The organism is uncultured Imperialibacter sp. (assembly GCF_963974565.1).
Taxonomy (GTDB): domain Bacteria; phylum Bacteroidota; class Bacteroidia; order Cytophagales; family Cyclobacteriaceae; genus Imperialibacter; species Imperialibacter roseus.
In genome coordinates this window covers 17,334-30,973 of record NZ_CAXBCJ010000030.1, presented here as the reverse complement: position 1 = coordinate 30,973, position 13,640 = coordinate 17,334, and the positions used below count along the sequence as shown (strand labels likewise).

General features: G+C 40.2%; 13 protein-coding genes. All 13 read left to right on the top strand.

Translation table 11 applies throughout. The annotated features are described in order from the left end of the window. Window positions 1-7 precede the first annotated feature (7 nt). Entirely contained in the window at window positions 8-1,105 is a 1,098-nt protein-coding gene (locus AAC052_RS26385; RefSeq protein ID WP_339816142.1) for a glycosyltransferase, read from the top strand. Between the two features lie 57 nt (window positions 1,106-1,162). Then, the gene (locus AAC052_RS26380) at window positions 1,163-1,846 is read left to right on the top strand and encodes a sulfotransferase domain-containing protein (RefSeq protein WP_339816141.1); all 684 of its coding nucleotides are present in this window, start codon (window positions 1,163-1,165) and stop codon (window positions 1,844-1,846) included. Window positions 1,847-1,946: 100 nt separating this feature from the next. Next, window positions 1,947-2,861 carry a GDP-mannose 4,6-dehydratase gene (locus AAC052_RS26375; RefSeq protein WP_339816140.1) on the top strand — a complete coding sequence of 305 codons (915 nt, stop codon included), beginning with the start codon at window positions 1,947-1,949 and terminating at the stop codon, window positions 2,859-2,861. Window position 2,862: 1 nt separating this feature from the next. Next, window positions 2,863-4,008, top strand: a complete 1,146-nt coding sequence (locus tag AAC052_RS26370) for a glycosyltransferase family 1 protein (RefSeq protein ID WP_339816139.1) — start codon at window positions 2,863-2,865, stop codon at window positions 4,006-4,008. Window positions 4,009-4,044: 36 nt separating this feature from the next. After that, window positions 4,045-5,199: a glycosyltransferase family 4 protein gene (locus AAC052_RS26365; RefSeq protein WP_339816138.1), complete on the top strand. Its 1,155-nt coding sequence runs from the start codon at window positions 4,045-4,047 to the stop codon at window positions 5,197-5,199. Next, a complete protein-coding gene (locus AAC052_RS26360) occupies window positions 5,168-6,310 on the top strand; it encodes a hypothetical protein (RefSeq protein WP_339816137.1) in 1,143 nt (380 codons plus the stop codon). Before AAC052_RS26365 ends, AAC052_RS26360 begins: the two co-directional genes overlap by 32 nt. 102 nt (window positions 6,311-6,412) lie before the next feature. Continuing rightward, window positions 6,413-7,396 (top strand): CapA family protein, encoded by a 984-nt coding sequence (locus AAC052_RS26355; RefSeq protein WP_339816136.1) that lies wholly within the window; start codon window positions 6,413-6,415, stop codon window positions 7,394-7,396. Between the two features lie 10 nt (window positions 7,397-7,406). Next, complete coding sequence (locus tag AAC052_RS26350) at window positions 7,407-8,726, top strand: hypothetical protein (protein ID WP_339816135.1); 1,320 nt, start codon at window positions 7,407-7,409, stop codon at window positions 8,724-8,726. 8 nt (window positions 8,727-8,734) lie between these two features. Continuing rightward, complete coding sequence (locus tag AAC052_RS26345; protein ID WP_339816134.1) at window positions 8,735-9,340, top strand: sugar transferase; 606 nt, start codon at window positions 8,735-8,737, stop codon at window positions 9,338-9,340. Continuing rightward, window positions 9,340-9,987: a hypothetical protein gene (locus AAC052_RS26340; protein ID WP_339816133.1), complete on the top strand. Its 648-nt coding sequence runs from the start codon at window positions 9,340-9,342 to the stop codon at window positions 9,985-9,987. The genes AAC052_RS26345 and AAC052_RS26340 overlap by 1 nt, the downstream gene beginning before the upstream one ends. 52 nt (window positions 9,988-10,039) lie before the next feature. Further along, window positions 10,040-11,098 (top strand): acyltransferase, encoded by a 1,059-nt coding sequence (locus AAC052_RS26335; RefSeq protein ID WP_339816132.1) that lies wholly within the window; start codon window positions 10,040-10,042, stop codon window positions 11,096-11,098. 219 nt (window positions 11,099-11,317) lie between these two features. Beyond that, window positions 11,318-12,718 carry an MBOAT family O-acyltransferase gene (locus AAC052_RS26330; protein ID WP_339816131.1) on the top strand — a complete coding sequence of 467 codons (1,401 nt, stop codon included), beginning with the start codon at window positions 11,318-11,320 and terminating at the stop codon, window positions 12,716-12,718. A gap of 2 nt (window positions 12,719-12,720) precedes the next feature. After that, entirely contained in the window at window positions 12,721-13,635 is a 915-nt protein-coding gene (locus AAC052_RS26325; protein WP_339816130.1) for a hypothetical protein, read from the top strand. Window positions 13,636-13,640 lie beyond the last annotated feature (5 nt).

The following is a 13,640-nucleotide window of genomic DNA, read 5'->3' as shown; positions in this document are numbered from 1 at the left end:
AGTGAACATGGTTGTTAGAAGGATTTGTTTAGTTATCCACTCGCTACAAGCTGGTGGCATGGAGAGGGTTATGACTGAATTAGCAAACTATTTTGGTAAGGAAGAATCTGTTTCTGTTGATTTAGTGCTTTATGGGGTTGACAGGGAAGTTTTTTATCCTGTGCCTCCCAATGTCCAATTACATGTTCCTCCTTTTGCCTTTAACAACAAATTCCGAGCTGCTTCTACGATTCGGACGCTCTTTTTCTTGCGGTCGAAAGTTAAGAAATTGGCTCCATGCGCTGTCCTAAGTTTTGGCGAACTTTGGAATTCATTTGTTTTAATTGCGCTGTTCGGATTACCTTTTCACGTATTTGTGTCCGATCGAAGCCAGCCTGACAAGTCATTGGGTAAAATTCATGATCGCTTGAGAAGATGGCTTTATCCTGGTGCTACTGGAGTAATTGCTCAGACTCATATCGCAGCAGAGATTTACTCGAAAATGTATAAACCTAGACACCTCCGGGTGATAGGAAATCCTATTAGAGAGATTCCTTTAGATGAAAGCCTAAGAAAAAAAGATATATTAATGGTTGGTCGGCTCATACAAAGCAAGCATCAGGACCAATTGATTGAAATTTTTGCTACGCTTGAGGCCAAAGAATGGCGATTAATATTAATCGGAGAAGACCACCTTAAGCAAAGTCACATGGCAAGGTTGAAAGAACTAGCTAGTACTTTGGGTGTCGCAGACTGCGTTGAGTTTCTTGGTAAGAGATCAGATGTGGATCAGTTCTATCGGACTTCTTCTATTTTTGCCTTCACTTCTTCTTCCGAGGGATTTCCAAACGTGATAGGAGAGGCGCTTGCCTCCGGGCTTCCTGTGGTTTGTTATGACTGCGTGGCTGGGCCATCTGAAATGATAAGAGATGGATACAATGGTTTTCTGATACCACTTTTTCATAAAGAAGTGTTTGCCGCAAAGCTTCAGGAACTGGTCAATGACTCGAACCTCCGACAACAAATGAGTGAAAATGCTAGGGAGAGTATGGCACCGTATAGCATAGAAACGATTGGAAAAAAATATTACGATTTTTTACTGTCTCCTAACATTGCAAAATTCTGATCTTTGGGGCCGGAATAGAAACTGTTGATATTACTAGGCTGTATATTATAAAATAAAATGATCAGAAATTTCTTCCTGAGTAAGCCGATTGCATTCAAACTATACTTCTATTTGGTTCGAGCTTTCCGCGGAGACAAGGTAAGGTTGCCAGCCAAAGGGGATCAACTTTATTTTGATGGCTATCCAAGATCTGGTAACACCTATGATGTTGGTTTAATTAGCGACTTAGTGCCTGGGCTGGTTTGGGCTCACCACCTGCACAGCGAGGCAGCTTTGAAAATAGCTCTCAAGCTTGGAATAAAAACCGTAGTGATTATCAGAAATCCATTGCAGGCGGTATCGTCCTTTATCTACACAAAGAACAAGGCTGCCACTACAGAAGAAATTGAGGCGTTGGTACAAAGATATACTAAGTATTATTCCTTTGTGAAAGAAAAAATGAATGACTTGACGCTTTTGTCATTCGAAAGTCTCACGAACAATACAGCGGGATTTGTAACTCAAGTTTTTTCTGTTTTGGAACTTGAGTCAGGTCTTTCTCAGCAACAATTGAACAATTCGATTCTTAACTACAGACACCGAATGAAACTTGCCGAGAAAAATAAAACAACAGAATCCTCTAGCCTGCCAAATAAGGAACGAGATATTTTCAAGGGAAAGATTGAAGATGAGGTTTTAAATTCAAAATCCTTTGAAGCTGCTTCTGGTCTTTTTAATGAACTGACAAGCAGAATTATTTGATCATGCTTGTGGGACGGCGTTAACATTTGGGGAAATGCTCCAAATTATTCTCCATTGAAAGCCTGATCAAACTATTTATTACTTTAAATACAAAAGAAAAATGCGTGTATTAGTTACTGGGGGTGCGGGATTCATTGGATCAGCAATTGTCCCTCTTCTTGAGCAAGAAGGACACACAGTACATGTCCTGGATAATTTGTCCTTTGGGAATAGGGAGTTTCTTGATATCCCCGATAGTCAATTTCATTTGGTTGACTTGCGAGATGCTGAGGCTATTAATCAGTTAGTTAGCAGATTGATGCCTGAAATAGTAGTGCATCTGGCAGCTATTCATTTTATTCCCTATTGTAACGCCCACCCATTCGAGTCTTCCGATGTGAATATCAGAGGAACCATGAACCTTTTTAATGCATTAAGGCAAACCAAGAGTGTACAAAGAGTCTTTTTCGCCTCAACGGCTGCAGTGTATCCCATCTACGATCATGCAGTTTCTGAAACTGATGCTACCGGCCCGCTGGATATTTATGGATTAAGTAAATTGACCGGTGAACACCTTTGCAAAGAGTATCATTTGCTCACTGGAGTCGACACTGTGGTCTGTAGATTTTTTAATGCTTTCGGACCGAATGAGACAAACCCTCACCTTATACCGGAAATCGAAGCACAACTAAAACGGGGAGTAAGGACAATCAGGCTGGGCAACCTTGAGCCTAAGAGAGACTTCATTCATACGCATGATATGGCCAATGCAGTCAAAGCATTGCTGGAAATACCAAATCTAGGGTATGATACTTTTAATCTGGGAAGAGGCATAGAGTATGCTGTTACAGAGGTAGTGGAGGAGTTTTCCGGACAAATTGGAGAGGAGATCAGTATTGAAGTTGATCCTGATAAGGTGAGAAAGACTGATAGGATGCATTTGGTCGCCAATGTAAATAAGCTTAAGGAAGTAACTGGATGGGAACCGCAATGGGACCTCGCCAGGGGAGTGAAGGATTTGGTGGAGAACTGGTAAGATGAAAAAAAATAGCAGGAAACGGATAGGAGTTGTCTACAACTTCAGCACGAAATGGATGGGTGGTGTCATTTACATACTCAATGCTATCAAAATTCTGAATTGGCTTGAAGATGATAAGCAACCGGAGGTTGTCTTGTTTTACCGAAAGGATTTAAAAAAGTTTGTAGATGAAATTGAATACCCCCATTTAACGGCTGTTGAGTGGGAGTTCCCGTCTATCTATAAAGGGTATATTACTTCTTGGCTATCTGGAAGTAATAAGTTCATTGAGCCTATTTGCAAGCAGTATGAATTAGACGCCGTTTTCCCAATGCATGACTTCCCTGTCAAATCTGGAAGTAAGGTTCAAGAAGTATGTTGGTATGCCGATTTGCAACACAAGCATTACCCACAGTTTTTCAGCAATCGAAAAATTATGGAACGTGATGCCCGAATTCGTTTAATTCTCAAGAACACCAAACACTTAGTGTTATCCAGTCGATCGGTATTAAACGACTTCAAAAAATTTTTCAAAGTAAAGCCGGATGTCAATGTTCATATTTTTCATTTCGCATCTGTAGTAGATAGGTTTGATTTTTCTGGCTGGGAAGATCTGTTGAGGCAGCATCGCTTGCCACAAAAGTACTTTTTGGTATCCAATCAGTTCCATAAACATAAGAATCATAAGGTTTTATTGGAGTCGTTGGCTTTACTAAAAAAAGAAGGAAAGAAGCCTTTTCTCGCCATGTCAGGAAAGCTCCCGGATGACTCGTCTGCACCACATGTCCTTGAACTCAAGGAGCTGATGGAACAACATGATTTGAAAGATCAAATTTGTTTTTTGGGTGTACTGTCCCGGCAGGAGCAACTGACGCTAATGAGATATGCACAGGCTGTTATCCAACCGAGCCTCTTTGAAGGCTGGAGCACTGTAATCGAAGACGCTATCTCTTTACAGACTCCTGTAATCGCTTCCAATCTTGCCGTTAATATCGAACAGCTAGGTGACTGGGGCGTGTTTTTCGACCCCCACGACTTAAATGCACTTGCCTCGCTGATGAACGACAATTTCGAGAGAACAGACTTCGATAAGGTTATCTATGAGCCCTATGATCAAAGGATAAAGCGGGCAGCCGAAAGTTTTGCGGAAGTTTTTAATGTATAGCCTTAACCAGAATTTTAACGGCAAGTGTTGACGGATATGAGTGAGAAAAAAATTGTATTCATTAACCAAGCGAGTGGTTATTTAACCATCGATATAATTAACGCTTTTGTTAAAACAAATGAGTTTGAGCAAGTCGCACTTATTTCTGGCATTATTCGAGAGCAGGATATAGCGATTGACTCAAGTGTACGATGGTCGAAGATCAATTTGTATGATCGAAGAAGTGCTGCCAGGAAATTTTTCACATGGCTGACGGCGACTTTTCGCATCTACTTCCTGCTACTCACCAAATATAGAAAATTCGAAATCTTCTACATTACGATTCCTCCTTTCGCTTACCTTTTGTCGTTAGTTTTGCCTAATAGATTTTCGGTGCTGATCTTCGACGTTTATCCCGATGTATTGAGTATCTATGGGGTAAAAGAAACTAATTTTCTATATCGGAGGTGGGTGAAGTGGAATAATTTACTATTCTCAAAAGCTTATAGAATATATACGATTGCGGAAGGCATGAAGTGCTTGGTAGCTCAATATGTCAATGCCGAGAGAATCCATGTCATCCACAACTGGTCAGGCTTGACCAATCTGGTGGAGGAAGACAAACAAAAAAATCCCTTTATCAAAGAGAATGAGTTAGAAGGAAAGTTCATTGTACAGTATTCTGGAAATATTGGATACACTCATAATACTGAAATACTGCTCGATATTGCTAACGTACTTGTCGCAGAAAAGGATCTGGTATTTGTAATTATCGGAAGAGGGGAGAAGTTTTATTCGTTACAGGAAAGAATAAAGGATGAAAAGCTCCAAAATTGTTTGATTCTCCCGTTTCAACCTGATCATCTGATCAACTATTCGTTAGGCAGTGCCGATCTTGGTGTTGTTATTCTGGACGAAAAAACGGCACATGTAAGTATTCCAAGTAAAATTTACAATCTTCAGGCGGTTGGCGTGCCCCTTCTGTGCATTGCATCCCTCGACTCCGAAATAGCCAGACATGTCGATAAGTACCAAAATGGCAAGTGCTTTACCATGGACAGTGTATCGGAAATTGCTTCATGGATAATTGAAATGAAAAATAATTCAGGCGCTCTCGAAGTGATAGCGAAAAACTCAAAAAATGCCTCAAAAGAGTTTACGATTAGGAATGCCGACAACTATGCTAAAAAATATATCACAGGTGAGGTATAGTCAAAAAGTAAAGTATTTTCTAAAGAACACTATTGGCTGGAAGACCAAAAGAAAGATTGTGGCTCTCTCAGTTGATGACTATGGAAATGTAAGAGTCGCCTCGAAACAGGCCCGGTTAAACATGGATAGCGATGGGCTGCCCGTGACGAACAGGTTTGACTATTATGATTCTCTCGAAAATAAAGATGACTTGATGGGGTTATATGATGCCTTGTCATCTGTGAAGGACGTTAATGGTAACCATGCCGTGTTTTCAGCCTTTTCGTTACCGGCAAATATTGATTTCGAGGCTATGGAAAGGGAGAATTATCAGGAGTATAGATACGAGCTTCTTCCTGATACATTTTCAAAGTTGAGCGGCTATGCGGGTGTTTTCGATTTGTGGAAACAGGGGATCACTGAAAAGCTTATCGTTCCGGAATTTCATGGAAGGGAGCATTTGAATATCAAATTGCTCATGTTCTTACTAGAGCGTCGAGACAAAGAGGTTTTGTCCTGCTTTAGGAACCGATCGTACACTAGTATTACGTCCACTCCATTTAACGACATCACCTATCCGGCAGCGTTTTCCTTCGATAAATATGAAGAAAATAGCCATCTTGAATCTGTTATTCAAGATGGCTTGAGATGTTTTGAAAATGTATTTGGGGTAAAGTCTCAACACTTTACTTCTCCTACTATGAGCGAGAATGTGGTGCTACACAAAGCGCTCCGAGAAAAAGGGATATCCTACATTGATGCGCCCATGATCAAAACGGAACACCAGGGCGAAGGTTTGTACAAAAAGTCGTTTCATTATACCGGGCAGTCAAATTCTAACAAACAACGCTATGTGGTAAGAAATTGCATTTTTGAGCCTAATAGTAACAAATCTATTGATTGGGTCGCATACTGTTTGGAGCAAATTGGTTATTCTTTTATGCTTAATAGGCCTGCGAATATTAGCTCTCACAGAGTAAATTTTTGTGGCAATATCGACTCGAAAAACAGAGAGGAAGGGTTGGCGCAGTTGAAGCAGCTCTTGAGAGGAATTGTTAAGCTGTGGCCAGATGTGGAGTTTATGAGTACAGCAGAAATGATGTCAAGTTTGTCTCAAATTAGAAATAGTTAGATGCTTTTTGTTGGAGATATAGCATCGCCAAATATTAGATGCAGTAATGATCTAGGGATGATACTCAATCGTTATCCTCAAGTGTTCAAAAACAAAAGTATAGTGGCTAACCTTGAAGGGATGATATCTGAAACGGCAAGGCTGACAACAGACACGCCAATTCTCTTCAATCACCCCAGTGTTTTGGATGTTTTGGCAGAAGGCAATGGCAAGTTGCTTGTGGGGCTGGCGAATAACCATATGCTCGATTTACCTGGGGAATTCGACCGAACTGTTGAGCTATTGACCAGGAAAGGGATTATCTATGGGGGGGCGGGAAGGTCGCCGAAGGAAGCAGCAAGTCCGATTGTCTTCGAGCAAGGGGGAGTGAACACTATGTTGTTTAATGCTTGTTGGGACTTTTTACTGTACCATCAGAAAAACCCCAGTTCGGGAGTCTATCTGTCCGAAATAAATGAAAGGAATCTTCTTGAATCTGTTTCAACAGCTCGCTCGAATGACCCTTCAGCGACAATTGCGATTTTTTTTCATTGGAATTTTGACCTTGAAACTTTACCGTTTCCGGCTCATAGAACCTTCGCCAAAGCGTTAATTGACAACGGGGCCAATGTTGTGGTGGGGGCTCATTCCCATTGTGTGCAGGGAGGGGAGGCCTACGGGGATGGGTATATTATTTATGGACTGGGAAATTTTTTCATCCCTAATTCTACATTTGTCAATGGAAAATTAACATTTCCTGAATGGTCATCTTTACAAATGGCCTTTGAGTATGAGCCAATATCAAATAGGGCATTTTGTCATTGGTTTAAATATCGATACGAAGGTGGTCACCATTATTTAGATTTAGTAGAATCGAGGCCATTTGAAGACTCAGAACTATTAAAGCAACATTCTCCCTACTATAATTTAACTCATAAACCATATATTAAGTTTTTTAAGTCCCAGAGGAGAAAGAAAGCGCTTATTCCGATATACGAAAACCATCAGCATGTTATCAGGAATAAGGTAAAGACAGAATTTTTGAAAAAACGTGCCGGGATAGCGAGGCTTTTTGCGAGACTTGGGCTTGTGAAGTGGCAAAGCTAATTAATTCACTATGAGTACTTTGAGAGAGACATTCTTCTGGCTACTAGACACTTTTCGTGGGGGAAAGGTCAAATCAGAGGTTAAAGACGTTCAAAGACTTCTCACAATCGGAGAAGGTTCGGAAATGTACGGTGTTGGCAATGAGCGATTGCGTCAATTGCTGGATCATGCTTGTGGAACTACTGAATTCTATTCACCTTATGCTAATTCGGACGGCATCGCTGATTTTCCAGTGCTCAACAAGAACATTATTAGAGATAATTTTAAGGCTTTCTTAAGCAAAGAATACAAGTTAAGTGCACTTCAGCAAGTTGTGACGAGTGGTTCGACAGGCACACCATTTAAGGTTCTTCACAGTAGTAGAAAGAAGCTGAGAAATACTGCTGATACGATATACTTCGCTGAACGAGCGGGGTTTAAAGTGGGAGATCGGTTACTATATCTGAAAATATGGGCCAAAGAAAAAATGAAATCACCACTAACCTACTGGCTTCAAAACCTGGAGCCGGTAGACGTGATCCACTTGGATGAAGTGCAAATATCCAAAATAATTTCCAATATGGAGAAAAGCAGGACTTCTTTCGCCATTCTTGGATACGTTTCCGCATTGGAGTTGGTGTGTCGTTTTTTGGAAAAGAATTACAAAGAGAAGGTTAAAACCAGGGTTAGCTCAATCATAACTATGTCTGAATCGCTTAATAGTTATGTGAAGACCACGCTGGAAAAGTATTTTGATGCTGAGGTGTTTTCCCGCTACTCTAATCTTGAAAATGGAATAATAGCTCAACAAGTCCCGGGTTGTGATCAAAAATTTCTTGTAAATACTGCCAGTTATTTTGTTGAAATATTGGCTCCAAACGAAGATAAACCTGTTAGACCCGGGGAATTGGGAAGGATAGTGGTGACTGACTTGTATAATTATGCTATGCCTCTGATTAGATATGATACCGGAGACATAGGTGCCTTTTCGGCTGAAGCTGGTCTAAATCTCTATTTTGATAAGATCGAAGGGAGAAAATTGGATGTTTTGTATGATACCAGAGGGGGCATCGTGTCTTCTTATATTATGTATAAAAACATGTGGAAATATACCGAGATTTTGCAATATCAGTTAATACAAAGGGATTCAAAGCAATATCTTTTGAAAGTTAACCATGATGGGTCATTTGCAAGAGAAGAAAATCTCGTCAAAGAATTTAAGAGCTATTTGGGAGCAGACGCTGATTTTAGCGTAGAATATGTGAGTGAAATTCCATTACTGGCGTCAGGGAAAAGACGAAAGCTGGTGAATGAGATGGTGGAGAGAGGGATACGTGATAAAGCGCACTAGGATAGAAAATGTACAGGCGGATTTTTAAGCGGGTTTTTGATGTGCTATTTTCTGCATTGTTGCTATTAATAGCGAGTCCTTTGATCGTTATTATTGCAGTCATACTGTTTTTCCAGAACAAAAGAAGAATATTTTTTTTCCAGGAAAGGCCGGGTCTTAACGAAAGGGCTTTTGAGATTATCAAATTCAAAACAATGAATGATAAGGTTGACGAACTAGGAGTTCTTTTACCCGATAATCAAAGAATTACAAAGGCTGGAAGAGTGATCAGGAAGTTGAGTTTGGACGAGTTGCCACAGTTAATCAATGTAATAAAAGGGGACATGAGTTTGATCGGCCCACGGCCGTTACTTTTCAAGTATATTCCACTTTATAACGAAGATCAACGACGCAGACATCAGGTCCGACCAGGTATAACCGGATGGGCCCAGGTGAATGGCCGCAATAGTATAAGCTGGCACAAAAGATTCGAGCTGGATATTCACTATCTGGAAAATTTGTCTTTTTATTTAGACATGGAAATACTTTTCATGACGTTCGCAAAAGTAGTCAAACGGGAAGGAGTCAATCAATCCGATTGCAGGCCAATGGAGCCATTTAACGGTAACAATTAATGGACTCCTCAAAGAAATTAGTAATAATAGGCGCAGGTAGTGTTGGTGGGCATTTGGCTATGAACTTAGATGACTACTATCCTGGAGGTGAGTTAATTGGATTTCTTGATGATGATACCTCAAAAATAGGAAACGTTTTTTGTGGGTTTAAGGTGCTTGGGCCTGTATCTGAAATTGGCTCTTTTGGATCAATTGAAGTCGTAATAGGGATCGCTTTCCCGAAGATTAAAAAGCAGATTTTGGATGAGATAGCGCACCTTGGACATTATGAATTCCCGAAGATGATTTCGAAACATGCTTGGGTTTCAAAAGGTGTCTCGGTAGGAGATGGCGCAATTATATACCCTGGCTGCTGTATTAACTATGGTTCCTCAATAGATCGACACGTGGTCATGAATTTGAATTGTTCGATAGGTCATCATTCCACAGTAGGCGGCTTGTCAAGCCTTGCGCCGGGAGTAAATTTGGCCGGGCATACCACCATCGAAGAAGGCGGAGATATCGGCATAGGAGTCTCTACCCGTCAAAGCGTGGTGATTGGGAAATATTCAGTAATAGGTGGAAATAGTATGGTCACCTCTGATATTCCATCCTTTTCACTCGCATACGGTGTCCCCGCTAAATTGAAGAGAAGAAGAGTGAGTTGAGTTATTTTGCTATTTTAAATTTAAATACAGAGTACCCCACACAATAAATGGTATGTTTGGATTTTACAGAACTTTTCTAGCCTTACTTGTAGTTGCGCACCACCTTTTAAACCTTACGATTATTGGGCATTATGCCGTTCATGGATTTTTTATTTTGAGTGGTTATTTAATGACATTTGTGATGCACAATTCTTATGGCTATAGAATTGAGGGCAAAATCTTTTTTGCTATCAATCGGATCCTTAGGTTATTTCCTATTTACTGGTTTGTTTTGTTCCTTTCTATATTGATTATTATGTATTGGGGCGAAGAATCCTCCTCTCAATACAGGCAATTTATATTTCTACCAAATTCTTTTTCAGCAATTTTTCAAAACTTCTCATTAATATATTTGCATTGGTTTCCAGGCAGTGTTTCACCCAGACTATCACCACCAACATGGGCTCTGACTGTTGAACTTATTTTTTACTTCTTGATTGCCCTGGGAGTATCGAAAACGGAAAAGAGAACAGTAATTTGGCTAGTTTTTGGTGTTTTTTATTTCACTTTGACCTATCTTCTGAATTTAGATTACGCTTACAGATATAGCACCGTGTTTGCCGGCAGCCTTCCTTTTTCATTAGGTGCATTGATATATCATAGGCGGAATCAGATCACAAAAATTCTCAAAGAAAACCCCAAACTTTTGAATTTTTATTCGTTGTTTGGAATGCTACTTGTTAATGCAGGAATTGCTATGGTGGCAAAAAACTTTAGTAGTTCCTTGCTCGAAAATTTAAGTTTGTATCTTAACTATATTTTAAACGCATTTATTGTCGCGTATTTGATAAATGAAAGACCTGCGGTTCTGACAAAAAAAATGGATAAAATCATTGGCGATTTCAGCTATCCGATCTATTTGTTTCATTGGCAAGCTGGATTCGCAGTTTCAATGTTGATTTGGGGAAAGCCATTACTTAATAGGGAGGTGGAAGGCATTGTAAACTTTTTTGCAGCCCTAATTTTAACTTTTTTAGTATCGGTATTCGCCATAAAATTTATTGATGGCCCAATAGAAAAAGTTAGAAGAAAAGTAAAAACTCTTAAGAGAGTAAAGTTTCTTCAGAGTTGAAAGTTGTTATGTCCTAGTTAGACTAATTGATCTATATAGTGAATCTTGACCGATGCTTCAAGCCATTTCACGGCACTATTTTTTTGTGCGTGGCTGAAAATGCTCAATTAGTATTCGTCATTGTCCTGAAAGGAGTTTGGGCTTCTATTTGAATCGTATTCGATAAATGCTCCTAACGAAAATAGGATATAATGTTTTTTCTGAAACTGAGCGCTAGGGATGCTTTTTAACTCATTCCACTTCATTTATTTCTTTTTTGCGATTACGATCGTTTACTACCAGCTTCCCCACAAATTCCGTTGGGTCCTTCTTTTAGCTGGAAGCTACTACTTCTACATGAACTGGAAGCCCGTTTATGCTCTTCTCATTCTTTTTTCGACATTTACCACCTATCTATTTGCACTGGGGATAGAAAAGTCAGAAAAGGACAAACAGAGGAAGTTTTACTTGTATCTGAGTGTGCTGATCAACTTTTCCATTCTATTTGTTTTCAAGTATTTCAATTTCATCAACCAATCAGTGTATGATGGTCTAACTGTACTACACATAAGATGGCCGGTACCAAATCTCGACCTTCTTTTGCCGGTGGGTATTTCCTTCTATACCTTTCAGGCGGTGGGTTACAGCATTGACGTGTACAGGGGTGAAATAAAGGCAGAAAAACACTTTGGTATTTACGCCTTGTTCGTTTCATTTTTTCCTCAGCTGGTGGCAGGCCCCATTGAAAGAGCCAAGAATTTATTGCCACAATTTAAGTCGAAAGTGATCTTTGATGTGGACAATATTTCCTCGGGCATGCAAAAAGCACTGTGGGGCTTTTTTATCAAGCTGGTGATCGCCGACAGGGCCGCTATTTATGTCGATGCTATTTACAATCATGTGGAATTCCACACAAGTCTAAGTTTTATACTGGCTACGTTCATATTCGCCATTCAGATCTATTGCGACTTTGCCGGATACTCCCTAATCGCCATCGGCTGTGCCGAAATATTGGGTTTCTCGCTAATGATCAACTTTCGGCGCCCTTACTTTGCTCCCACCATCACAGATTTCTGGAGAAGGTGGCACATCTCTCTTTCTACCTGGTTCAAGGATTATGTCTACATCCCCCTGGGCGGCAACCGGAAGGGCAGTGCCCGCACCTATTTCAATCTTTTTACTACGTTTGTGGTTAGCGGACTATGGCATGGAGCCAACTGGACATTTGTGATATGGGGCGGCCTTCATGGCTTTTATCAGGTAGTAGAAAAGTTTTTCAAAACCAATACGCCTTCAAAACAGCCCCTGCTGCGATTCATATATTATGTGATCACCATGGCACTGGTAATGATCGCTTGGGTGTTTTTCAGAGCCAATAGCATAGGTGATGCTTTGCTTATCTTCCGAAGCTTCTTTCATTTGAAAACCACCGTATTTCTCGACAAAACGACCTTATTTTATTTGTTTGTAGGCGTTTTGGTTTTAGTGGGAGTTGAGGCAATTCAGGAATTTGCTCCCAGGCTAGTGTCCATATGGAAGCAGCATTATCCAGTCAGGTTCTTTGCTTATGTCTGCCTTTCACTTCTGATCCTTCTGATCGGCGTTTTTGACGGAGGTCAATTTATTTACTTTCAATTCTAGCAGTGTGTAAGAGCGTTACATTCATAGCGAAAGCTGTTTTAATTATCGCAGTCCTTTTCTTAGTGGATCAAGGCCTTTCTCCTGTTTTTCAGCGTTACTTTTTTAAAGCGCCTTACGGGGATATTCATGACATTAATTATGTAATGTCAGAATCAAACGAAAAACTCATCGCTATGGGGTCTTCCAAGGCCAGGCATCATTTTGTTTCTTACCTTTTGCAAGACAGTCTAAATATGTCAGCATTTAATGCTGGTATGGATGGTAAGGGAATCTATTACCACTATGTAGTGCTAACCGGTATCTTAGAGAGGTATAAACCAGAAATAATAATTTTAGATCTTTCGGGAAAGGATTTAACGGTTTCAAGCGATTTTGGATTTGATGCCCTCAATCAGCTACTGCCCTATTACGGAAAAGTACATTCACTTGATACTTTAATTACGATGCAAGGGTTTTCAGAGGTGTTGAAAGTCCAATCAAGACTTTTCAGGTACAATTCCAAGTTGGCTCAACTCATAGGGAGTTACACGATTCCTTACAAAATAGACAAGGGCTACAACCCTTTAAATGGAAATTGGAAGGGGGGGCTAGAGGAATTGGAGAGAATAGACTATCAAATTGATTCCACCAAATTAACCTATTTGCAAAGATTCATAGATGTTGCCAGATCAAATAATGTTGAACTGATTGTGACAATTTCGCCAGTATTTCGGATCCAGACGAGTGAACAAGGTGTTTATGAAGAGTTGACAAAAATACTGAAATCAAATCGGATACCGCATCTAATGCTGAATCAGTCTCCCGAGTTTTTAGCACACCCGGAATGGTTTGCCGATCCGGCTCACCTTAATGGCACCGGTGCCAGGGTATTCACAAACAAAGTAGCTCAGTTTATTCTGCACCATCAAACTAAATAGCGGAT

Excerpts from the sequence above, each read along its gene's own strand:
- AAC052_RS26340 (WP_339816133.1), top strand. The coding sequence starts at position 9,340 with ATGGACTCCTCAAAGAAATTAGTAATAATAGGCGCAGGTAGTGTTGGT.
- AAC052_RS26385 (WP_339816142.1), top strand. The coding sequence starts at position 8 with ATGGTTGTTAGAAGGATTTGTTTAGTTATCCACTCGCTACAAGCTGGT.
- AAC052_RS26335 (WP_339816132.1), top strand. The coding sequence starts at position 10,040 with ATGTTTGGATTTTACAGAACTTTTCTAGCCTTACTTGTAGTTGCGCAC.
- AAC052_RS26370 (WP_339816139.1), top strand. The coding sequence starts at position 2,863 with ATGAAAAAAAATAGCAGGAAACGGATAGGAGTTGTCTACAACTTCAGC.
- AAC052_RS26350 (WP_339816135.1), top strand. The coding sequence starts at position 7,407 with ATGAGTACTTTGAGAGAGACATTCTTCTGGCTACTAGACACTTTTCGT.
- AAC052_RS26345 (WP_339816134.1), top strand. The coding sequence starts at position 8,735 with ATGTACAGGCGGATTTTTAAGCGGGTTTTTGATGTGCTATTTTCTGCA.
- AAC052_RS26330 (WP_339816131.1), top strand. The coding sequence starts at position 11,318 with ATGCTTTTTAACTCATTCCACTTCATTTATTTCTTTTTTGCGATTACG.
- AAC052_RS26375 (WP_339816140.1), top strand. The coding sequence starts at position 1,947 with ATGCGTGTATTAGTTACTGGGGGTGCGGGATTCATTGGATCAGCAATT.
- AAC052_RS26365 (WP_339816138.1), top strand. The coding sequence starts at position 4,045 with ATGAGTGAGAAAAAAATTGTATTCATTAACCAAGCGAGTGGTTATTTA.
- AAC052_RS26380 (WP_339816141.1), top strand. The coding sequence starts at position 1,163 with ATGATCAGAAATTTCTTCCTGAGTAAGCCGATTGCATTCAAACTATAC.
- AAC052_RS26360 (WP_339816137.1), top strand. The coding sequence starts at position 5,168 with ATGCTAAAAAATATATCACAGGTGAGGTATAGTCAAAAAGTAAAGTAT.